Annotated in this window: 20 protein-coding genes and 4 tRNA genes; 3 read left to right on the forward strand and 21 right to left on the reverse strand. The window is 56.7% G+C overall.

Translation table 11 applies throughout. The annotated features are described in order from the left end of the window. The 13 genes from lpdA to CIG75_RS18125 form a co-directional block, all read right to left on the reverse strand. On the reverse strand, positions 1 to 1,419 hold the full coding sequence (gene lpdA / locus CIG75_RS18065) for a dihydrolipoyl dehydrogenase (RefSeq protein WP_094237915.1): 1,419 nt from the start codon (positions 1,417 to 1,419) through the stop codon (positions 1 to 3). A gap of 12 nt (positions 1,420 to 1,431) precedes the next feature. Beyond that, complete coding sequence (locus CIG75_RS18070) at positions 1,432 to 2,769, reverse strand: dihydrolipoamide acetyltransferase family protein (protein WP_094237916.1); 1,338 nt, start codon at positions 2,767 to 2,769, stop codon at positions 1,432 to 1,434. 12 nt (positions 2,770 to 2,781) lie between these two features. Further along, positions 2,782 to 3,759 carry an alpha-ketoacid dehydrogenase subunit beta gene (locus CIG75_RS18075; protein WP_094237917.1) on the reverse strand — a complete coding sequence of 326 codons (978 nt, stop codon included), beginning with the start codon at positions 3,757 to 3,759 and terminating at the stop codon, positions 2,782 to 2,784. Between the two features lies 1 nt (position 3,760). Further along, positions 3,761 to 4,798 carry a pyruvate dehydrogenase (acetyl-transferring) E1 component subunit alpha gene (gene pdhA / locus CIG75_RS18080; RefSeq protein ID WP_094237918.1) on the reverse strand — a complete coding sequence of 346 codons (1,038 nt, stop codon included), beginning with the start codon at positions 4,796 to 4,798 and terminating at the stop codon, positions 3,761 to 3,763. 156 nt (positions 4,799 to 4,954) lie between these two features. Further along, a complete protein-coding gene (locus tag CIG75_RS18085; protein WP_094238491.1) occupies positions 4,955 to 6,016 on the reverse strand; it encodes a Leu/Phe/Val dehydrogenase in 1,062 nt (353 codons plus the stop codon). Between the two features lie 137 nt (positions 6,017 to 6,153). Next, complete coding sequence (locus CIG75_RS18090) at positions 6,154 to 6,525, reverse strand: VOC family protein (RefSeq protein ID WP_094237919.1); 372 nt, start codon at positions 6,523 to 6,525, stop codon at positions 6,154 to 6,156. A gap of 100 nt (positions 6,526 to 6,625) precedes the next feature. Next, a complete protein-coding gene (locus CIG75_RS18095) occupies positions 6,626 to 7,834 on the reverse strand; it encodes a thiolase family protein (RefSeq protein WP_094237920.1) in 1,209 nt (402 codons plus the stop codon). Continuing rightward, positions 7,812 to 8,615, reverse strand: coding sequence for a 3-hydroxyacyl-CoA dehydrogenase family protein (locus tag CIG75_RS18100; RefSeq protein WP_172844480.1), 804 nt, complete (start codon positions 8,613 to 8,615; stop codon positions 7,812 to 7,814). Before CIG75_RS18100 ends, CIG75_RS18095 begins: the two co-directional genes overlap by 23 nt. Continuing rightward, a complete protein-coding gene (locus CIG75_RS18105) occupies positions 8,605 to 9,462 on the reverse strand; it encodes a 3-hydroxyacyl-CoA dehydrogenase NAD-binding domain-containing protein (protein ID WP_227874282.1) in 858 nt (285 codons plus the stop codon). Before CIG75_RS18105 ends, CIG75_RS18100 begins: the two co-directional genes overlap by 11 nt. Further along, the gene (locus CIG75_RS18110) at positions 9,455 to 9,700 is read right to left on the reverse strand and encodes a hypothetical protein (RefSeq protein WP_094237923.1); all 246 of its coding nucleotides are present in this window, start codon (positions 9,698 to 9,700) and stop codon (positions 9,455 to 9,457) included. The genes CIG75_RS18105 and CIG75_RS18110 overlap by 8 nt, the downstream gene beginning before the upstream one ends. 102 nt (positions 9,701 to 9,802) lie before the next feature. After that, positions 9,803 to 10,630, reverse strand: coding sequence for a 1,2-phenylacetyl-CoA epoxidase subunit PaaC (locus CIG75_RS18115; protein WP_094237924.1), 828 nt, complete (start codon positions 10,628 to 10,630; stop codon positions 9,803 to 9,805). 81 nt (positions 10,631 to 10,711) lie between these two features. Next, positions 10,712 to 11,491 (reverse strand): enoyl-CoA hydratase-related protein, encoded by a 780-nt coding sequence (locus CIG75_RS18120; RefSeq protein WP_094237925.1) that lies wholly within the window; start codon positions 11,489 to 11,491, stop codon positions 10,712 to 10,714. Between the two features lie 14 nt (positions 11,492 to 11,505). Next, positions 11,506 to 11,817, reverse strand: coding sequence for an EthD family reductase (locus CIG75_RS18125; protein WP_094237926.1), 312 nt, complete (start codon positions 11,815 to 11,817; stop codon positions 11,506 to 11,508). A 227-nt stretch (positions 11,818 to 12,044) separates the two neighbouring features. On the opposite strand from CIG75_RS18125, the gene CIG75_RS18130 reads away from it, so the two are divergent. Beyond that, positions 12,045 to 12,587 (forward strand): hypothetical protein, encoded by a 543-nt coding sequence (locus CIG75_RS18130; RefSeq protein WP_094237927.1) that lies wholly within the window; start codon positions 12,045 to 12,047, stop codon positions 12,585 to 12,587. Between the two features lie 59 nt (positions 12,588 to 12,646). Here CIG75_RS18130 and CIG75_RS18135 read toward each other — a convergent pair whose 3' ends face one another. Further along, entirely contained in the window at positions 12,647 to 13,939 is a 1,293-nt protein-coding gene (locus tag CIG75_RS18135) for a tetratricopeptide repeat protein (RefSeq protein ID WP_094237928.1), read from the reverse strand. Between the two features lie 303 nt (positions 13,940 to 14,242). Between CIG75_RS18135 and CIG75_RS18140 the strand changes: the two genes are divergently transcribed. Continuing rightward, a complete protein-coding gene (locus tag CIG75_RS18140; RefSeq protein ID WP_227874447.1) occupies positions 14,243 to 15,493 on the forward strand; it encodes a helix-turn-helix transcriptional regulator in 1,251 nt (416 codons plus the stop codon). Positions 15,494 to 15,940: 447 nt separating this feature from the next. Next, entirely contained in the window at positions 15,941 to 16,345 is a 405-nt protein-coding gene (locus tag CIG75_RS18145; RefSeq protein ID WP_157729636.1) for a helix-turn-helix domain-containing protein, read from the forward strand. A 19-nt stretch (positions 16,346 to 16,364) separates the two neighbouring features. Here CIG75_RS18145 and CIG75_RS18150 read toward each other — a convergent pair whose 3' ends face one another. The 7 genes from CIG75_RS18150 to CIG75_RS18180 form a co-directional block, all read right to left on the reverse strand. After that, positions 16,365 to 17,363 (reverse strand): metal-dependent hydrolase, encoded by a 999-nt coding sequence (locus CIG75_RS18150; protein ID WP_094237931.1) that lies wholly within the window; start codon positions 17,361 to 17,363, stop codon positions 16,365 to 16,367. Between the two features lie 116 nt (positions 17,364 to 17,479). After that, a complete protein-coding gene (locus CIG75_RS20955; RefSeq protein ID WP_172844481.1) occupies positions 17,480 to 18,439 on the reverse strand; it encodes a foldase protein PrsA in 960 nt (319 codons plus the stop codon). Positions 18,440 to 18,616: 177 nt separating this feature from the next. After that, positions 18,617 to 19,780, reverse strand: coding sequence for an MFS transporter (locus CIG75_RS18160; protein ID WP_157729637.1), 1,164 nt, complete (start codon positions 19,778 to 19,780; stop codon positions 18,617 to 18,619). Positions 19,781 to 19,866: 86 nt separating this feature from the next. Beyond that, a tRNA-Pro gene (locus CIG75_RS18165) sits at positions 19,867 to 19,943 on the reverse strand. A gap of 17 nt (positions 19,944 to 19,960) precedes the next feature. After that, a tRNA-Arg gene (locus CIG75_RS18170) sits at positions 19,961 to 20,037 on the reverse strand. Between the two features lie 19 nt (positions 20,038 to 20,056). Further along, positions 20,057 to 20,133 (reverse strand) — tRNA-Ile (locus CIG75_RS18175). An 18-nt stretch (positions 20,134 to 20,151) separates the two neighbouring features. Continuing rightward, a tRNA-Gly gene (locus CIG75_RS18180) sits at positions 20,152 to 20,226 on the reverse strand. Positions 20,227 to 20,945 lie beyond the last annotated feature (719 nt).

The following is a 20,945-nucleotide window of genomic DNA, read 5'->3' on the forward strand; positions in this document are numbered from 1 at the left end:
TTAGCGGCGGTTGAGCAGATGGATCGCGACCCCGTCAGCAACAGCCGCCGCTTCCATCAGCACTTCGCTCAGACTCGGATGGGGATGGACGGTGAGATGCAGGTCTTCGAGGGTCGCGCCCATCTCGATCGCCAACGCCGCTTCGCCGATCAGCGTGGACGCTTCGGGGCCAGCGAGGTGAACGCCGAGCACGACGCCGCTCTCTCGCTCGGCGATGACGCGGCACACCCCGTCCCCGGCATCTTTGATCAAGGCGCGGCCATTGATGGCAAATGGAAACTGGCCGCTTGTCACGTCGAGTCCCTGGGCGAGCGCCTCCGCTTCGGTCAGGCCCGCACTGGCGATCTCCGGGTCGGTAAAAATCACGGTCGGGAGGCAGGCCATATCTTTTTGGCTCGGCAGTCCTGCGATCGCTTCAGCGGCGATGATGCCCTCTTTGCTCGCTTTGTGGGCGAGCATCGGACCGTGGGTGATGTCACCGATCGCAAAGATGTTCCGATTGGCGGTGCGCCCTTGCCCATCGGTGGGCAGGTACCCTTTTTCATCAACAGTCAGCCCGGCCCGTTCGAGATCGAGAGCTGCTGTGTTCGGCCTCCGTCCGACGGTGACGAGCACTTTGTCGGCGGTCACCGTCTGCTCCTGCCCGCCGATGCACACAGTCACGTGAACGCGACCATTTTGGATCGTGTGTGCGCGGGCCTCCGCTTCGGTCAGCAAGGTAACGCCGAAGCTTTGCAACTTTTTTTTCACGATCTCGACGAGGGTCGGGTCTGTGCCGGGCAGAAGTCCTGCCGACTGTTCGACGAGCGTGACGCGACTGCCCAGTTTGGCAAAAGCGGTACCTAGTTCGAGGCCGATGTAACCGCCGCCGATGACCAAAAGCTCCTTGGGCAGCTCTGTGAGCCGCAAAGCGTCGGTCGAGGACAGGATCTGCTCGCCATCAAACGGAAAACCTGGCAGCGCGAGCGGTCGCGATCCCGTGGCGATGACCGCTTGCTCGAAGCGGTAGTATTCCATGCCACGCTTTGTCTCGACCGCGATTCGGTCGTCCGACATGAAGAACGCAGCACCTCTGACCACGCTGACTCCATGTTGGCGAAGCAGTGTGCGCACACCATCTGTAAGTTGGTGCACCAAGCTGTGTTTCCACGCTTGGAGCTTTGGCATATCGAGCTCGGGTGCGGTGGTGAAAAGTCCCAACTCGGCCGCCTTGGTGATCACTGTGGCCGTATTGGCGGCATGGATCAACGCTTTGGACGGGATGCAGCCGACGTGCAGGCAGGTGCCACCCAGCTCTTCTTTTTCGATCAGCACGACCTCTTGCCCGAGCTGGGCGGCGCGGATGGCCGCGACGTAGCCACCGGGCCCGCCGCCGATGATGACCACTTGAACTTCTTGGGCGATGTCACCGACTACCATGAGAGCACCTCCTTACCTCATTTCGAGGAACAAGCGCTGCGGCGTTTCTAAAAGCTGCTTGATCTTGTTGGTAAAACGGACCGCTTCAGCACCATCGATAACGCGGTGATCGAAGGACAGCGAAAGGTGCATCATATTGCGAATGACGATGGCACCGTCGCGCACAACCGCTTTTTCTTGCAGTGCGTGTACACCCAAGATCCCCACTTGCGGATAATTGAGAATCGGGGTGGCGAACAGTCCACCGATCGGGCCCATATTGGAGAGGGTGAACGTGCCGCCGCTCAGGTCGTCGCGAGCGAGCGTGCGCGTTTTCGTCTGCGCGGTGAGTTGTTTCAGCTCAGCTGTCAGTTCCAAAAGGGATTTGCGGTCCGCCTGTTTGATGACCGGCACGATCAGGCCATCCTCCGTATCGACAGCGATGCCGATGTTGTAGTCGCTATGCAGCACGATCTCGCCAGCTTCGTCATCCATGTGCGCGTTGAGAAACGGGTGCGCTTGCAGAGCGGTGGTCAGCGCTTTGAGGATGAACGGCAGGTAGGTGATCTTCGTCAGGGTCGGTGCGAGCAGTTCGTTTGCCTGCCTGCGCAGGGCGACCAGTTCGGTCATGTCCACCTCATCGACGGCGGTGACGTGCGGGGCGGTAAACGCCGCCTTGGTCATGCGATCGGCGATCGTGCGGCGCAGTCCACGAAGCGGGATGCGGGTGATCGCGGCAGATGGGGTGTCAGTTGCGTTGACCGATTGCGCGGGGCGTGCGGGGGATGCCGTCACCTGCACCGCCTCGTTTGGCTTTTGATTCGGCTCCGGATTTAGTTCTAGCTTTGGCGCGGGGGTTGCTATGTCGGTTGAGTTCTCTTGTGGTGAGGGACTGGATCGGCTGGCGACTTGCGCCTGCGTGGTTGCCGATTGGAAGGTGTGCGCTGTAGCGGCAGGAGCGGAACTGCCGACCGCTCTGCCCTCGATCTGGCGCGAAAACGCCTGCACGTCTTCGCGGGTGACGCGGCCTGCTGGGCCGCTCGCTGGCACTTGGCTGATGTCGATGCCGAGGTCGCGGGCGTATTTGCGCGTGGCCGGAGTGGCCCGAACTCGTCTGGTCGCCGCAGGTGACGCTTCGTCGCCGATCACCACCAGCACTTCACCGACACGAGCGAGTTCGCCCGCTTTGGCTTTGATCTCGCGAACGCAGCCGCTCGCCGGAGCGGGCAATTCGACCAGCGCTTTGTCCGTTTGAACTTCGACCAGCGGATCGAACTCGCGGACGATGTCGCCCTCCCGAACTAGCCAGCGCACAACTTCCGCTTCGTGAATCCCTTCCCCGACGTCGGGCAGTTTGAATGATACGCTCATGGGCGAACCCCCTTAAAAGTTCATCACGTTCGCGATGCCGTGCATGATCCGCAACGCATCGGGCGCATGGAGGTCTTCCAGCGCAAACAGCGGCTGTGGCACATCATATCCGCCGACTCGCCCGACGGGAGCCTCTAGCGACAACAGCGCCCCTTCATTGATCAGCGCTACGATCTCCGCGCCCAGACCTGCCGTTTTCGGCGCTTCGTGGACGACGAGCGCCCGACCCGTTTTTTCCACCGAGGCGAGGATCGTGTCCCGGTCGAGCGGCGACAATGTGCGCAGGTCCACCACTTCGACCTCCCAGCCCTGTTGTTTGGCCAATTCAGCCGCTTCCAGCGACACGCGAAGCATCGTGCCCCAAGCGAACAGTGAAAGATGCGTGCCTGCGCGCACGACCTTCGCTTGACCGATCGGAACGGTGTAGTGTCCGTCCGGCACCTCTTCTTTAAAGGCGCGGTAGATGCGCATCGGTTCGAAAAAAATCACCGGGTCGTCCGCTTCCAACGCCGCCAGCAACAGCCCTTTGGCATCATAGGGCGAAGACGGACAGACCACCTGCAAGCCCGGCTGGTGCACAAAAAACGCCTCCGGGCTGTCCCCGTGCAGTTCAGGGGCGCGAATGCCTCCACCATAGGGAGCGCGGATCACCATCGGGCAGGAAAATCGGCCTTGGGAGCGCATGCGCACGCGGGAGACGTGGCAGACGATCTGCTCGACGGCCGGGTAGATGAAGCCTGCAAATTGCAGTTCGGGCACAGGGCGCATCCCCTGCACGGCCAGCCCGACCGAAGCACCGATGATGCCCGCCTCGGCAAGCGGTGTGTCCACGACGCGCTCACTGCCAAACTCGGCCTGTAACCCTTCGGTGGCGCGAAACACACCGCCGTTGACTCCGACGTCCTCCCCGAGAACCAAGACGCGCTCATCTTCGCGCATGGCGACGCGCAGCCCGTCGGTGATCGCTTGAATCAGATTGAGTCGGGCCATCTCACTTGCCACCTCCATCTCCATAGAGCGTGCGCATCTCTTCGCGCTGGTCTTGCAACTGCTGGGGCAGTTTTGCATAGGCGTAGTCGAACAGGCGATTGTGGTCAACCGGTGGGGCGGAGAGCATTTCGTCGATCGCCCGCTGCACCGTCCGATCTGCGCGTTCCCAAGCGTCCGACTCGAGCTCGTCCGACCAGACGCCGCGCTCGACAAGCGTTCGCCGCAGCCGCTCGATCCCATCTTTTTCGCGCCACGCTTCGACCTCATCCGAAGCCCGATAGCGGGTGTGGTCGTCGGCGGTGGTGTGCGAGCCGAAGCGATAGGTCACCGCCTCGATCAAGGTCGGGCCGCCACCGCTGCGCGCTTTGTCGGCGGCCCATTTCACCGCTTCGTAGACGGCGAGAACATCGTTTCCATCCACGCGAATGCCTTCGACACCGTAAGCGGCCGCTTTTTCGGCAATCGTTTCGGTCGCCGTCTGCTTGGCCAGCGGAACGGAGATCGCATACCCGTTGTTCTGGCAGAAAAAGAGCACAGGCAGTTTGAAAACGCCTGCGAAGTTCATCGCTTCATGAAAATCGCCCTCTGATGTCGCACCATCGCCGAGAAAGCCGACGGTGACGGTGTCCTCCCCGCGCAGTTTGCTGGCCCATGCGGCACCGACGGCGTGCGGAAGCTGGGTGGCGATCGGCACGGCGATCGGGAAAATGTTGACGCCGCGCGGGGAGATGCAACCTTCGGGACGACCGTTCCAGTACAGGAAGATCGTGGCCATCGGCAGGCCGTGCACCATCGAAACGCCGTGCTCACGGTAGGTCGGGAACAGCCAATCCCGTTTTTCCAAAGCAAAGCCGCACCCGACCTGTGCCGCCTCCTGTCCTTCGAGCGGCGCATACGTGCCAATCCGCCCGGAGCGCTGCAAATGCACGGCGCGACGGTCAAAATGGCGGACGGTGATCATCCATCTGTACATGTCGATTAACTGGTCGGTCGAAACGGTGTTCGCGTCAGCCTGTTCCTGATCGATCCGATTCATCATCAACTTGTCCCCCTTTCGTCTCTTCTCGTTGCTGTAATGTCTGGCTAAAATCGCACTACCAGTAGATCATGATGTTGTGATTCCACTCCTGACAGAACCCCGCCGTTCGCAAAGAACTGGCTTTGGGACGAGCAGAGAGTCGCTTTTTCCTGCCCTCTACAGCCGAACGGACTTCACATCTCGCACTCTCTCGATCCGCGCTTCCACCAGCCGATCGGCCGCCAGCCACGTCGGAATGCCCTGCTCAGCCGCCAGCCCATACACCTGCAAGAGCATCTCATAGATCCCGCGTGTTTTCGCCAGCACGCGCTCCGGCACATACCCTTGCAATTCATCGGCCACTTGAATCAAACCGCCCGCGTTGACCAGGTAGTCGGGCGCATACAAAATCCCGCGCATCGCAAGCAACGCCCCGTGCTTTTCCATGTCCAGCAACTGGTTGTTGGCCGACCCGACCACTGCCGCACAGCGCAGTCGCGAGATCGTCTCCTCATGCAAAATCGCACCGAGCGCACATGGCACAAACACATCTACATCCAGCGCATAAATATCCTCCGGTGCCACCGTGCCCAGCAATTGCTCCTTGGGAATCGTCGCCGCCACCACCTCAAGTTGCGAGCGATCCACGTCGGTCAGATACACCGCACCGCCCGCTTCCACCAGATGCTGAACCACGAGCGCCCCCACTTTCCCGACGCCCTGCACGGCGAAGCGCTTTCCGTACAGATCGTGACTGCCCCACAGCCACTGCGCAGTCGCCTTGATCCCTTCGAACACCCCGAGCGCGGTCGGCACCGCCGTATTGCCCGAACCGCCATACTCCAGCGGCAATCCGACAAAACGCTTGGACTCGCGCTGTGCATGTACAAAATCCTGCGGGGTCGTACCCATGTCGGTTCCCGTGTAAAAGCGTCCGCCCAGCCCTTCCACAAATCGACCGAACATGCGGAACAACTCCGGTGATTTGTCAAAATTCGGATCGCCGATCAGCACCGCCTTTCCGCCGCCATTGTCCACATCCACCACGCCGCACTTATAGGTCATACCTTTGGACAAGCGCAGGACATCGAACAGCGCTTCCGCTTCCGATTCATATGGCCGCATCCGACATCCGCCCAGCGCTGGCCCCAGCGTCGTGTCATGAATCGCGACGATCCCTTTCAGGCCGGTGCCTTTGTGCTGAACAAAGTGGATCTGCTCATGCCCGTACTTGGCCATCTCGTCAAAGATCCCCAACTGTGCTCCCCCCTGTCGCTCGCTTCTTCTAGACTATATTCACCCGCCCATTGCAAAATGATAGAAAACAAAAAGCCGGACAGCTTCTGTGCTGTCCAGCTCTTTATTCTTACAGGCAACTACTTGGCTTCGGGATCGAGATGAGACACGCCGACCAGCGTACCGCCCGGATCTTTAAAATATGCGCGGTAGCCAAGCCCTGGAATCGGGAACTTCGGCACGACCACCTGTCCGCCTGCCGCGAGAATTTTCTCCACATACTCGTCCACCGACGAGACACTCAGCGTGTTGATCGTGCGCGCTTCCCCGTCTGGCGCGCGCATGATCGCACCGGAGATCCCCGGCTCTTCCTCTTCACCGGTCACCAGCAGAAAATAGTCGCCGCCTTCCCCGAACGCTTGAATGCTCCAGCCAAACACGCGCTGGTAAAACTCGGCCGTCTCCTGCGGATTCGGCACCTGAATTTCGAAAAATGTCGGTCGATTTGCCATCGCACACTTGCCCCTTTCTGATGGAACGATACCTTTTGTTGGGATATGCAAATCATACCATGACCAAAAGCCGCCCGCTTCGGACGGCTCCACAATATTTTCACCCACAAGGTTCGATCCGCTCGAACAGGGTCGCCACGCCCTGTCCGACACCGACGCACATCGTCGTCATCCCATAGCGGTGACCTTGACGCTTCATCTGGTGCAACAGCGTCGCCACCATCCGTGCTCCTGTCGCTCCGAGCGGATGGCCGAGTGCGATCGCACCGCCGTTCGGATTGACTTTTTCCACATCGATCCCCAATGCTCCGACCGAGGCCAGTACCTGTGCGGCGAACGCTTCATTGATTTCAAACAGGTCGATCTGCTCGACGGTCAGCCCAGCTGCCCGCAGAGCCTTGCGCACGGCGGGCACTGGACCGATCCCCATCAGCGCTGGATCGACGCCCGCAGTAGCTGAAACCACATAACGCGCCAACGGCGTGAGGCCCAGTCGTTCCGCGAGCTCCCGCGCCATCACCAGCACGGCCGCCGCTCCGTCATTGAGCCCCGAGGAGTTGCCTGCGGTCACCGTGCCATCTTGACGGAAGGCGGGACGCAGCGCAGCCAACTTTTCGAGCGATGTGTCTGCCCGCGGATGCTCATCGTGCTCGACCAGCAAGGGCTCACCTCGCTTTTGCGGCACGACGACCGGAGCGATCTCCTCCCGAAACACCCCGCTCGCCAGCGCCGCAGCCGCTCTTTGTTGGCTCAACAGCGCAAACGCGTCCTGCTCTGCTCGCGAAACATGGTACGCTTCCGCCACCCGTTCGGCCGTCTCGCCCATCGCGACGGGAGGATGCAGTTCTGCCAGCCGCGGGTTGATAAAGCGCCAGCCGATCGTCGTATCGAACAACTGCGCGTCGCGGGCAAATGCCCCCTCTGCTTTTGCCATCACCAACGGGGCCCGAGTCATCGACTCCACTCCGCCTGCGATCACGACGTCCGCTTCATGGGCCAGCACCGCCCTTGCTGCCAGATTGACCGCTTCCAGCCCCGACGCACAGAGCCGATTGACCGTCACCCCTGGTACGCTCACCGGAAGTCCAGCCAGCAAGAGCGCCATCCGCGCTACGTTGCGATTGTCCTCTCCAGCCTGATTGGCACAGCCCAAGATCACATCGTCCACCAGCATCGGGTCGATGCCCGTCCGCTCCACCAGCGCCCGGATCACACCTGCCGCCAGATCGTCGGGCCGCACCGTTTGGAGCGCACCGCCGTAGCGTCCGATCGGTGTGCGCACCGCATCAATAATGACCGCCTCGCGCATCTGCCTGCTCCTCCTCTCGCCGCCCATAAAACGTCTGTCCAGCCCAAGCCAAACGCTTGAGCAGCGGGGCCGGGCGAAAGCGATCCTCGCCCTGCTCCGCGTACAGCCCCTGTAGGATCGCCGTCACCTGTTCCACCCCGATCACATCCGCCCATTCCAGCGGGCCGTACGGATAGTTGGTGCCGAGCTTCATCGCCGTGTCTAGATCTTCCGCTTGGGCGATCCCTTCCTGCAGTGCATACGCCGCTTCGTTGATCACCATCGCCACCATGCGCGGGATGACCAGCCCCACGCTGTCCTTGACCCAGACGATGTCGCGCCCGAGTCCTGCCTGCAACATCGCATGCGCTCGCTCCGCAACATCGCTGTCCGTTCGCAAACCGCTCGCCGCCTCGACACAGGTTACATCTGCAAGCGGCGGCACATAGCCAAAGCCGACCACCCGCTTCGGCTCCACACACCACGACGCCGCCTCTGTCACCGATACGCCCAGCGCTGACACCAGCAACAGCGCCTCTGGCCCCATTCGTCGCTCGACTTCACGCACGATCTCTCGCACCGTGTCGCGCTCAGCGCCAAAGGCGATCAACACCGCGTCGAACGTCCGCATCTCGACGGTCTGCATCAATTCGCGCACGGCTTGCAACCGATCTCGCGGCTTTGCGACAAGCGGTTCCTCGGCCACAAACGAAGTCAACCGTTCGCCCGCGGCGCTGAGCGAGCGCACGATCTCGCGCGCGATGACGCCGTCACCGAGCACCAACACCCGCCTAGTCGTCATACCGATAGAACCCCCTTCCCGTCTTCCGTCCGAGCGTCCCGGCCTGCACCAGCCGCGCTTGCATCGGATGTGGACGGTAGCGCGGCTCTTCATACATCGCGGCAAACACACTTTCACTCACCGCCAGATTGACGTCGATCCCGATCAGATCCATCAACTGAAACGGCCCCATCCGAAATCGCCCACCGTCGCGAGCCAAGCGGTCGATCGTCTCCACGTCGGCCACCCCTTCCTGCAACAGCCGCAACGCCTCCCCGTAAAAGGGCCGTGCCACTCGATTGACCAAAAACCCCGGCGTATCCTGACACAGCACCGTCCGTTTGCCGAGCGATTCCGCAAAGCTCCGCGCCAGATAGACGGTGCGCGCCGCTGTCCGCAGACCTTGGATCACTTCCACCAATTGCATCAGCGGCACGGGATTGAAAAAGTGCAGCCCGACCACGCGCTCAGGATGTTTCAGCCCGCCCGCCAGCGCGGTGATCGGCAGGGACGATGTGTTCGATGCGAGGATGCATTGTGGTGACACCACCGCCTCCAAGCTGGCAAACAACTCCCGTTTCAGTTCCAGCTTCTCTGGAGCCGCTTCCACGACCAACGCCGTCTCGGATAGCAGTTCCAGCCTCGTCACGGGACGCAAGCGGTTGAGGAGCACCGCGCTCTCTCCCGGCGGCAGTTTTCCAGCCGCTACGCGCTTCTCCAGACGTCCGCGCAGACCGCCAAGTGCTCCGAGCAACACTTCTTCGCTCAGATCGTACAACAGTACCTCATACCCAGCCTGCGCCGCCGCCTGGGCGATCCCAATCCCCATCGTGCCCGCGCCGATCACGCCAATCGGTTGCTCAAACATGCTCATCGCAACCTGTCTCTGCGCCCCGCACCCGTTCCAAACGCTCCACGAGCCTCTGTAGGTCGGAGATCATCCGATCTACATCCTGCACCGCCGCATATCCGGCCGCCTTTTCCAGCTCGGAAAACAGGGTGATGTAGCACCCTGCACAAAAGGTCAGCTCGTGCTTGTCGAACACTTCGATCGCTTCCGGATACGCCTGCACCACTTCGCCTACGGTCAGTTCTTTCCGAATCACCCAAGACACCTCCCCGTTCAGTCAGCCCGCACAGTCAACCAATTCAGCAAGAAGGAGATACCCGCTCCTCGGTATCTCCCCTCCACTTGTTCGATCCAACAGCTACCCAGTGATCGTCGCATCCTCTTGCAAGCGATCCCAGTCGGGTGTCCACGTCGGCATCGCCAGCCCTGCGCGCTCCACCACTTTGCGCACATCTTCCTGAAACGCGAGGCGCACCTCATGGTTGTCGCGCTTTTTCAGGCCGAGCTTGCGGTAGATCTCGTTGCGCCTTGAATGCGGTTTGCCAAAAATGTTCATCACCCGCGGGAACCAACGGTCGAGTGCCTCCTGCGTCTCGGCGCGATGCTCCGGGTCTTTCCCCAAGCGCACCAGCCAGGAATCGCCGTGTGCCACATGCATCAGCTCTTCCTTCATGATCCCTTCCATCACCCGCCGCCACGGGCCGTAAGAGGACAGTTCCGAATCCTCCAATTGGTGTCCGGCTCCGCGATCCATCAATACGTTGAACATGATAAAGTCATACCACGTATTGATCGGATAGTAGAAAATGTTCACCCGGTCATCTTGCGCGGCTCGGGTCGCGCCCAGCTCCACTTCATCACCGACGCGCAACGTAAAGTCAAACTCCTTCACCCGCCCGTCAACATCGACGCCAAGTTCCTGTAGCAGTTTGTACATCACGCGCCCATGCCGCACTTCATCTTTGGCGATCGTGGCGACCGACAGCATTTCGACGGTGCTCGGCGCTTTCATGATCCACGGCACATAGCCGAACGCACCCGCTACCTCCGAGTCGGCTTGCATCAACATCAAGTGGACCAAATTCTCCCGATATTCCTCGGTCATCTCCGCCACGCTTTCGATCGTCTCCCCACGGGCGATCTTGGCAAGCAACCGTTGCTCTTTTTCCATTTCGGACAAAGCCATTCGTAAGCAACCTCCCTGTCAGCGTTGATCCGACAGAGCGCACAGCAAATCCGCCTTTGGCCCACCCGTTTTCGACAAGCGTCAGCGCCCCTTAAACTCCGGCGCGCGCTTCTCCAAAAACGCCTGCACCCCTTCGCGGAAATCTTCGCTCCGCCCGGCCATTCCTTGATACTGCGCTTCCGTCTCCAGCGCTGTGAACAGATCGCTATCCGCCCCTTGGTAGATCGAGCGCTTGGTAAGTCCCAGCGCTACGGTCGGGCCTTGTGCGATCCGACCCGCAAATTCGCGCACCGCCGCCTCCAATTGCTCAGCCGGAACCACCTTGTTGACCATGCCCAGACGCTCCGCCTCCTCAGCCGAAATCACGTCTCCGGTCAGTGCCAATTCCATCGCCTTGCCCACGCCCACGAGACGCGGCAGGAAATAACTCGCGCCCGAGTCGGGCACAAGGCCGATTTTGCAGAAGGCGATCGTAAATTTGGCGCGATCGGACGCGATGCGCAGATCGGCCGCCAGCGCGAACGCAGCACCAGCACCTGCTGCCGCGCCATTGACCGCTGCGATGATCGGCTTGCGCATCGTCTGCATCCGCACGATAAGTGGGTTGTAGCGCTCGCGAACGGCGTTCGACAGTTCGCTCTGATCAAATGCTGCGCCGTCGTTCAAGTCCTGCCCTGAGCAGAATGCCCGCCCGACTCCGGTCAGCACGATCACGCGCACCGCTTCATCCTGCTCCGCGCGCTTTAGCGCATCATATAGCTCATCACCCATCTGCTGGTTATACGCATTCATCACCTGCGGACGGTTGAACGCTAAGGTCAACACACCATCTTCCAATTGATACAAAATCGTTTCGTACATGTGAGAGACTCCCTTCAAATAGGTTCGTCCACCACTTCAGCAAACAAGAACGTGACCAGACCTCCGGCGAACGACTGCAAGTCCTCCCCCGCCTCTTTGCTCTCCGGCGTTTTGAACGAAGCTTTTAACGTGTCGCGACTTTCAAAATACATCTCGCACATCAAATAGTGTTCGGTCGCTCCGCCCCGCAGATCGAAAAATCTCGAGACTTCGGTGCGCACAAGGCCCGGCGTCTTCGCGTTCAATTCTAAATGCGTGCCAAAATAGTGTTGGTTGAAAACATCCAAATCTTCAGGATGTTTGTACAATGCTACCAATTTGACCATCCAGTCTAAACCTCCTCTATTTTTCGCAATCGAATCTCGTACCACCTTTCGTTTTAGATATATAGATTTGTCAGAAAAACATTCCGAAATTTTGCTGGGCTAACATGTTTCGCGATTTTTCGAGTAGTTCTAAAGAGTGCGGTATAAAACGCGAGCCGCTCGTCCACACTTTTACTAAATCTATAAATCGAATTTGGTTTTCCACATGTCATGAGGTGACCCCTACAATGAACGTGATCAAAAAGTGGCTGCAGACACAACCGCTCGCTGCTGCAGCCATCAAACCCCCAGGCGGCAGTTCACAGCCTGGACTGCACCCGCTGAAACAACCGCTCGGCTCCTCCGGTCCCAATCGACCGACCGGGCACAAACGCCGCTTCCTCCAGCATCGACTGTGGCGGCAGAGCGCGATGGCCGGACTGCTCTGCACCGTCGTCGTGCTGACCTATGCGCTTTTCGGCATGATCGCTTTTCACTTCTATTATCACTTTTGGTTTATGGTCTTTCTGATCCTGTTCGCGCCGATCTGGCTCGTCTGCTATGGGCTGTTGTTCGCCACGCGCTGGAAATGGCACGAGATGGCGCTCGGCGTCTTTGGCGCCCTCTTTCTGATCGTGCAGGTCTATCTGAAAGGTGTCGATGATTCTTGGGAGCGCTTGCTCTCCACGCTGTCGCTAGCCGGCGGTGGCGTGCTCGCCGTCTCGCTCGGATTTTGGATCGCCAAGCTCGGCCAGTCGTTTACGCAAACAGAAAAAAGACCGGGCAGTTAAGCCCGGCCTTTTTGTTGCGTTCTATTTGTTGCTTGCTTTATCGCTTGCAGATCGGTCGATTAGATCACGATCTTGCGTTCACGCAAGTTTTCTTCCATCGCTTCGTTCATCTTTTCGAGGCACTCCATCGCTTCTTTGAAGTCGCCTTTCGCTTTGTAGATGTCGCCGAGGATCGAGTACGCTTTGACCAGTTCGCCAAACGCCTGATACTCCTGGTAGATCGCCACCGCTTTGCGCAGGAACTCTGCCGCTTCTTCCGCTTGGTTGCTCGCCGACGCGATCTGGCCGCTCATGCGGTAGACGTGAGCCCGGTCGAGATTTTCTTCCGGGAAGAATTTCAAAGCCGAAGCGCAGTGCTCATTCGCCTGCTCCACACGGTTGTCTTGGATCAGAATGCGGGCGAGGTCGCTGTGCAGTTGCCCGACTTCGATCTCGCAACCGATGTCCGCATAGTCACGCATACACTGGGTCATGATCGAGATCGCCTCTTCGATGTTGCCCGTCTCGCCTTTGACGATGCCGTACTTCGCCTTGACGTCGATCGTCATCTTCATGTTGTTCAACGACTGGAAGATCGACAGCGCCGATTGCGAATACTCGGCCGCTTTTTCAAACTCGCCCATCTCGCGGTAGGTGAAGGACAGATCGAGGTAGATGTCACCGATTTGCTTGAAATGGTTGCTGCCGGTCAGCAGTCCGTTCGACTCCTGATAGAAGGTCAGCGCCTCGTTGTACTCGCCCAGCTTGTAGTAGACGGTACCGAGGTTCTTGATGATATTTGCTTGCAGGTACAGCTCGGCGAGCTGACCCTTTTTGATCATCTCGTACGCCTTTTTCCAGTAATGGATGGCGATCGGATAGTTCTTCTCCAAGTAGGAAAGCTCGCCCAGCTTGTTCAGCACGAGCAATTGGATGCTGTTGTCGTTGCGCGCCACCGCCGAGTCGAGCACGCTTTCGAAACGGTCGGTCGCATCGTTCAGGCGACCTGTATTCAAATAGCACACGGCCAGATCGTAAGCGACGTCGATCGAGGAAACGTGCGGGGACGGATTCTCTTCCAAATCGACGAGCATCTTGACCGCCTGTTCATACTCGCGGGTCGCCATCAGCGCCTTGGCAATTTTGTACACGCTTACCTTTTCCATCTGTGTCTCGGTGTCGGTCAAGAAATACTCGATCGGCGTATCCAGCTTTTCAGCGATCGCCGCGAGCAGATTATGGGACGGATTGGCTTTGTCCGATTCGATTTGGGAGATCATACTTGGGGTGACCAGACCTGCGCTCAAATCGCTTTGCGTCAAACCTTTTCGAATTCTCAATTCACGAATCTTTTGACCTAAAGTGGCTTTCATAGCTGTCTCCTCCGTTATCATCGCCTGACTTACTTTTGGAAATTGGTGTTATATATTAGATGAGTAGTCATTTATCGTCAGTTCAACTTAGTTTCATTATAAGAAATATATAAAATCTGTCAATGCGATCACGCCGATTATTCTCATTTTTTTGTACAGGATTTGAAATTTTTTAAGAATTCGAAGCACACTCTGTTTACAGTTGTATGGTGCTAGCAGCACTTGTTATACTAGACAAAAAGTTACATTTCCCCAAAGGGGGTATTTGCGATAGACAAGTACCGTGCTGTCACCTTAGGGGACCTGTTTCGCGAACGTCGCACCACGTTGGGCCTGACGATGCGCGATGTGGCAGGTTCCTCGCTTTCCCCCACCGCTGTCAACAACATTGAAAAGGGCAAGATCAACCCCACGATCGAAACGGTGCTCTATCTCTGCCAAGTGCTCAACTTACAACCAGAAAAAGTTCTGTTGTTCCATCCCGATTACACAAAAACGGCCGCTTTGCTCTTCACCCGCATTGACGATCTGGTCGATCGGGGCGAGATCGACGAAGCGATCACCTTGCTCTACGACATGTATTGGGTGGCATCCGACCTGCCCGACTATGAACTGCCCACAGCAGAGATTCAGTATAAGATCTCCCAAGTGTTCGCCAAAAACGGGCGCTTGGACAGTGCAATGACGGCGATGACACACGCCTACAAGCTGTTCATCTTGACCAAGAACTACGAGCGACAGGTCGATGCGGTCTGCTCGCTCGCCGCTTTAGCGAAAGTCAAACAGCAGTTACAGCGCGCGATCGGCACCTACACCACAACGCTCGAACTAGCCTACCGCCACAAGTTGTTCGACCGCGTGGGCCGCATCCTGTTGGAGATGGCCTATCTGTTCATGGAGTGTGTCGAACAGCAGGAGACGATCTCACATTGCGCCCAAGCTGAGCGCGAATTCAGACGCATCCGCGATGCTGATGGGCTTGCCGAAGCACAGCTGTTGCGCGCTCAGGCCCTGTGCGAGCTTGGCAGGCTTCAGGAAGCGCTGGAGGCGATCGAAGCCGCCTATCACCATTTTATCGCCACAGGCGACCTGCCCAGGCAGGCGGAGGCTGCACGGCTGCTAGGTGAGATCCACAGCGGTCTGCACGCGTATGAGTCGGCTGCCGAGCACTATTGCCAAGCGCTTTGCTTGGCCGGAAGCGCGGCCCCTGACACTTTGCATCAGGTGTTAGGTGGCTTGGCTTCACTGGCGCTCCTGCAACAGAAGACCGAAGTGGCCCGCAATCATGCCCAACGCGCTTTATCGAGGTTACAAAAGCCGAAGGACCGCTCCAAGCTCTACCGCATCCTCGCCGGCTGTGACCTGCAAGCTGGGGACATCGAGGAGTACAAAGCGAACATGTACCGCGCGGTGGACGCTCTGCTCGAAGCGGGTGACCCCTGCTCGGCTGCGCTGATTCAATGCGAGTTAGCCGATCAGACGGACGACTTCGAGCTGCTGCGCGACGGAGCGCGCAAGCTGCGCCGAGTGATCACCTCAAGCAAACGACTGTAGCTTACGGATCGCTTTCGGGTCAGCTCCGGCGAACGATTCTACCTGCCAGATCACCCTGCTTTGGGGTGGTCTCTTTTTCTCTCCGCGCTGTAAACCGACTCCCGAGTCCTCTCGGAAATTAGTTGATATAATTATATTTACACTTTACTACAAAAATCTATACCTCTACAACCGCAACTATTGATAAATAGTGAAAATGTCCTAAAGCAATGCTAAGTTATCCATCTTTCGGCCTAAGTTAACAACTGGTAATCCCCTCGTTAATGTAGCGGAAGATGTCGAGCCGTATGGAGTAATAATTACCATTCGTACTTTAGTATACACCTAAACATATAGTAGCTGATCTTACTTGAAACGAATGCCTATTTTAAATTTCGTTCACAAACTTCTAGGATGTGTGTTATACTAACTACTAAAATGGCTCGGCATGCTGAGGAGGAATCGTCCGTGGAACAATCCTCGAACTATACGCTGGGAGCTAAACTGCGCGAGATGCGCTTGAGCAAAAAGTGGACGCTAAATGAACTGTCCCAGCGCTCCGGCCTCTCGATCAGCCACATTTCATCTTTGGAGCGGGGCACCCGCACCAAGCCTTCGATGGAAGTGGTTCGCAAATTGGCAAACGCTTTGCAAATACCGGTGCACTACCTGCATGATGACGACACGATCGACAAGGACATGTACTCCGAAGCGGACCGTATCCTGTCGCGATTTTCACCGGACACGCAAGCGTTCCTGCTCCAAGAGGACTCTGTACCCTATATCATGTTCGCAAAACGCCTGTATGAACTACAAGGCGAAGAACACGGTATCATCAAGGCACTGCATGAATTTTTAGAGACCACCAATTAACACAAAACCACGACGCCTGTCATCTGGCGTCGTGGTTTTTGTTTATTTTGTCATTTTTGCGAAATTTGTCAGGTTTACGGATCAGCTTTTCTTCGATCACATTTCCTTCCGCATCGAGGGTGATCTGCGCCATCAACGGCAAGCGGTCCCGGAAGCCAAAAGCCAAATCGGCCAGCTCCGCTCGCAGGTGCCCCCGTTCGTCACGAACCACTTCCAGAAACAGATGTCTGGCGAACCAGCGAAACACCTGATACACTTGCGACCGCTCCAGTTCGACCAGCCGGGCTTCCTCGTCGTGGCGCGGGTAGGCGTTTTGAATGGAAACCCCTTTGCGAAGATGCGCTGTACCCAGCTCAAACGTTCCTTCCCGCTCCACCACCAAGTTCCAGCGGAACACACCGAGAAACGGAATGACCGACACGCGCCCGATCTTTGTTCCTGCTGCTCGGTACAGCTGCCGCACTTGGCGCCGCAGATAGAGTTGGATCGCCGTGCGCAGCGCCAGGTATAAGATGGCCGGACCGATCGTATACCAGAGTACGCGCTCAGGAGACACATCGAGCCACCAGAGGTAGATGCCGATGGCGCCAATTGCCCACAGCACAACATCGACGATCATCAAAACGTCCCAGCCGTAGCGTCGCTTCGACAGGGGCCAGAACGCCACCGTGCCGTAGGTGGTGAGCAGATCCAAGCCTACGTGCACGATCACCCCAAGGAAACTCCACCACCACAGCAACCCAAAATGGTCCGGAAAAAACGGCCATAGCAGCAGTGACAGAAAGGTGGGCCAGAGCAGCCACGCTGGGAGCGAGTGCGTAATCCCGCGATGATGTTTCAGATAGGCGATCTCACCGCCAATCAGCCGGACAACAAAATCAAAATCGGGAGCCTGCGACCCCAGCGAGGCGGCCCACAACACGGCACTCATCGCCGTGGGATCGTGAGCAAGCGATGGATCGGTTGCCGCCAGCGCGTACAGGGCAAGACCATGCAGGGCATGTGTGACATTGTCCATGCGTGCCGCCCCCTCTCTTACTACTTAGTGTAGCACGCACCATGTTCTGGAATGCACAAAAAAAGGCTTGAGCCGCGAGTGCCCAAGCCTTTATGTGGAAACGATAGAAGTGATGACTAGTGGCTATGGCCGTCACCTTCGGAATGACCTTCACCCAACGGAAGTTCGGTAGACGGCTCTGCCGGGTCCATGAGACCTTTGTATTTCGATTTGTTGATCTTGATTGATTCTTTTGCAACCAGTTCTTCGAGCAGATCTTGGTATGCTTTTGCTTTTTGTTCTTTCAAGGTGTCAACGATCTTCTCTTTCACATCATCCAGCTTCGGAACCACAGCGTCTGTACGGGATTCCACTTTGATGATGTGATAGCCGAATTCAGATTTCACCGGCTTTTGAATTTCGTTGATCTTGGTGCCTTCGCCGAAGACAACCTCTTCAAACTCCTTTACCATCGTGCCTTTCGGGAACTCGCCGAGGTCACCGCCTTGGTCTTTGGAAGAATCTTCGGAGTGCTCTTTTGCCAACTTTTCGAAATCATCCGGGTTCGCTTGCAGTTGCTTGAAAATCTCGTTTGCCTTGCCTTCATCCTTGATCAGGATGTGGCGAGCTTTTGCCTTCGCCGGAGTGCCGAGAGTGGTTGATTTGTTGGCTTCGTAATATTCGTTGACCTCTTCATCCGAAACGGTGATGTCCTTGACCGCGATCTTTTTCGCGGTGACCGACATTTTCAGTTCCTTCCGCAGGTCATCCATGGTCATGTTGCTGTCTTTCAAGGCAGCTTCCAATTGCGCCTTGTCTTTGTTGAAGCGATCGTCGATGATGGTTTGGATCTCTTTGTCGATTTCCGCATCGGTAGCCAGCAAGCCCATCTCTTTCCCTTGGTTCAAGACGACTTGTTCTTCGATCATACGCTTCAGTGTGTCTTTACCGCCCACTTGCTCCAGCTTCTCGACCAGCTCCGATTGAGTGATCTTGGCGCTGCCTACGCTTACAACGGTCGAATCTGTGTTCGAAAAGAACCAGATCCCGCCGACAACCGCAGCACCGATCACTGCGCCTGCAATCGCTGTTTTCATTTTCTTCCTAACCCCTTCCACAACGTAGCCATTTTGATGTATTTCATGGCCGCATAATAGTATAGTAGTATTTTTTGTAAATCGCATTAAGTTTCTGCGATTTTTGATTACCGAATCCACAAATGTATCTTACCACAAACCGAACGCTTTGTCCTATTTTTGAACAAAAATTCAGATTCAATTCTTACTCGTTGTGAACACAGAACCCTTTTTGTTAACGTTTTGTGAATGAAGTAAACCGTATACAACATAGCAGAACAGCATCACCGCGATCGACCAAGCAAACCATTCTTTGCCGAAGAACTGGATCGCCGCTCCGGTGAACGACGGCCCCAAGATCGATCCGACGCCATAGAGCATCGTATAGAGCACGTTGCCAGTCGGCAGGTCTTTCATTTGCAAGAGATCACCGAGGTAGGCGAGACCGAGCGAGTAGAACGATCCCAGCGCGCCGCCGACAAGAAAGAACATCGTCATCAAAAGTCCGATGTGATGTTGAGTGAGCGGCACTAACAAGAACCCGACCAAACCGATCACCGAGGCGAGAAGCAGCGCTTGGTGGCGACCCCAGATGTCAGAAAGCCAGCCGAGCGGGAATTGAAAGACGATCGATCCGAAGACGAAGACAGAAAGGGTCAGCGAGATGGTGGAGGGCATCAGCTCCAGCCGCGAGCCATAGATCGGAAACTGGCCGACCAGGGCGCCATCTAAGTACCCGTAGGTGAGTGAAGCCAGCATCGCAAACGGAGCGAGCCAGAAGATGCGCCACCAGCGCTTAATGCCGGTTGGGCCATCCTCTTCGCTTTCATCCAGTCTTGCGTCCTCATCCGGAATGCGCATCGTGATCACCAACGGGATAAGGTAACAGATTGCGCTGACCACAAATGGTGCCCAGAGCGACAGGCTGAGCAAGTTGATGCCAAGCGGCCCGACCATCAGCCCGATCGCGATGGCGAGGCCGTAGAACGCGAACATGCGCCCGCGGTTGTCTGAGGTTAAGATCGTGTTCAGCCAGATCTCCGTCGAGACGAAAATGCCGGAGAGGGCGATGCCGAGCACGACGCGGAAGAGAATCCACGCATAGAGGTTGTCCCAGATGGGAAACGCCAGTGTCATCAGCAGGGCCAGCCAGTTGCTGTAGATGATTGTGCGCCTAGCCCCATATTTTCGCACGACAAGTTCAATGAACGGTGAGGCCACGATGACGCCGAAAAACAAAGCGGTCGTCGAGATCCCATTGAAGACTGCCGTGACTTCGCGCTGTTCCAAAATAAAAGAGAGCAGTGGCACGATAAGGCCCTGCGTCATCCCAACAAGACCGATGCTCACTAAAATTGCCATGAGTCGCAGCATATCCGTTCCCTTGCCCCCTAATACGCAAAAACGCAGTCAGGTCCGAATCGACCACAACCGCGTTCGCTACAATATGGTCGGAATGCAGAGATTCGAACTCTGGACCTCTCGCTCCCAAGGCGAGCGCGCTACCAAGCTGCGCTACATTCCGATACCTTCAAGTCATGCTGGCGTGCCCAGAGAGATTCGAACTCCCGGCCTTTTGATTCGTAGTCAAACGCTCTATCCAGCTGAGCTATGGGCACTCGATGAAAATGATACGGATGGTGGGCCCACCAGGACTCGAACCTGGGACCAGCCGGTTATGAGCCGGCCGCTCTAACCAACTGAGCTATAGGCCCGAAGCAAAAAAGTATAGATGGAGCGGAAGACGGGATTCGAACCCGCGACCCTCGCCTTGGCAAGGCGATGCTCTACCCCTGAGCCACTTCCGCAAGAGACAAAACATATGATATCACTTTCTACTCCGACAATCAAGTTCAAAATTATGGAGACCTGAATCGTTCTTGTCTCACTCTGAGTAGGATGGCTTTCTGATGTGGTTTTATCACGATTCCTCTTTGCTCAATCAAGTTCAAAATTTTGGAGAGCTGAATCGCTCTTGCCTCACTTTGAGTAGGATGGCGTTCTGATGTGGTTTTATCACGATTCCTCTTTGCTCAATCAAGTTCAAAATTTTGGAGAGCTGAATCTTTCTTACCTCACTCTGAGTAGGATGGAGTTTTGATGTGCTTTCATCACGATTCCTCTTCACTGTGCTGGGTCGCCCCTTGGAACAAGGCACTTATTTTGATCTGGCATTTATGGACCTTGCACAACAGGCAGACCCTGTTCATTGAATCGGGTTCTACTTTTTGCTAGCGGTATGCTATTCTTACAAGGATTCTGCGGTTCCTACACCGATTTAAAGTGATTCTTCGCCGTGCTTCAAGATAGAGAGACCTTTTATGTGATCATGTATCACAAGAAGACCCAGTTTTTATTACTCGGCTACACATTACCTAGTTGCGTCCATTTCTTTCAGGATCCTATGGTACATGTGCTTCGTTTGCCTTGAAGCGCTGGTTATCCGATGCAAATATGCTAGCTCTTCTATTAGATGCATCCTATACAACAAATGAGATCTGATCTTTGAAGATCGAGTATTTCTCTC

The organism is Tumebacillus algifaecis (assembly GCF_002243515.1).
In the GTDB taxonomy this organism is placed as follows: domain Bacteria; phylum Bacillota; class Bacilli; order Tumebacillales; family Tumebacillaceae; genus Tumebacillus_A; species Tumebacillus_A algifaecis.

Coding starts and splice junctions, on each gene's coding strand:
- lpdA (WP_094237915.1), bottom strand. CDS start 1,419: ATGGTAGTCGGTGACATCGCCCAAGAAGTTCAAGTGGTCATCATCGGC.
- CIG75_RS18070 (WP_094237916.1), bottom strand. CDS start 2,769: ATGAGCGTATCATTCAAACTGCCCGACGTCGGGGAAGGGATTCACGAA.
- CIG75_RS18075 (WP_094237917.1), bottom strand. CDS start 3,759: ATGGCCCGACTCAATCTGATTCAAGCGATCACCGACGGGCTGCGCGTC.
- pdhA (WP_094237918.1), bottom strand. CDS start 4,798: ATGATGAATCGGATCGATCAGGAACAGGCTGACGCGAACACCGTTTCG.
- CIG75_RS18085 (WP_094238491.1), bottom strand. CDS start 6,016: ATGGCCAAGTACGGGCATGAGCAGATCCACTTTGTTCAGCACAAAGGC.
- CIG75_RS18090 (WP_094237919.1), bottom strand. CDS start 6,525: ATGGCAAATCGACCGACATTTTTCGAAATTCAGGTGCCGAATCCGCAG.
- CIG75_RS18095 (WP_094237920.1), bottom strand. CDS start 7,834: ATGCGCGAGGCGGTCATTATTGATGCGGTGCGCACACCGATCGGACGC.
- CIG75_RS18100 (WP_172844480.1), bottom strand. CDS start 8,615: ATGACGACTAGGCGGGTGTTGGTGCTCGGTGACGGCGTCATCGCGCGC.
- CIG75_RS18105 (WP_227874282.1), bottom strand. CDS start 9,462: ATGTTTGAGCAACCGATTGGCGTGATCGGCGCGGGCACGATGGGGATT.
- CIG75_RS18115 (WP_094237924.1), bottom strand. CDS start 10,630: ATGGCTTTGTCCGAAATGGAAAAAGAGCAACGGTTGCTTGCCAAGATC.
- CIG75_RS18120 (WP_094237925.1), bottom strand. CDS start 11,491: ATGTACGAAACGATTTTGTATCAATTGGAAGATGGTGTGTTGACCTTA.
- CIG75_RS18125 (WP_094237926.1), bottom strand. CDS start 11,817: ATGGTCAAATTGGTAGCATTGTACAAACATCCTGAAGATTTGGATGTT.
- CIG75_RS18130 (WP_094237927.1), top strand. CDS start 12,045: ATGAACGTGATCAAAAAGTGGCTGCAGACACAACCGCTCGCTGCTGCA.
- CIG75_RS18135 (WP_094237928.1), bottom strand. CDS start 13,939: ATGAAAGCCACTTTAGGTCAAAAGATTCGTGAATTGAGAATTCGAAAA.
- CIG75_RS18150 (WP_094237931.1), bottom strand. CDS start 17,363: ATGGACAATGTCACACATGCCCTGCATGGTCTTGCCCTGTACGCGCTG.
- CIG75_RS20955 (WP_172844481.1), bottom strand. CDS start 18,439: ATGAAAACAGCGATTGCAGGCGCAGTGATCGGTGCTGCGGTTGTCGGC.
- CIG75_RS18160 (WP_157729637.1), bottom strand. CDS start 19,780: ATGGCAATTTTAGTGAGCATCGGTCTTGTTGGGATGACGCAGGGCCTT.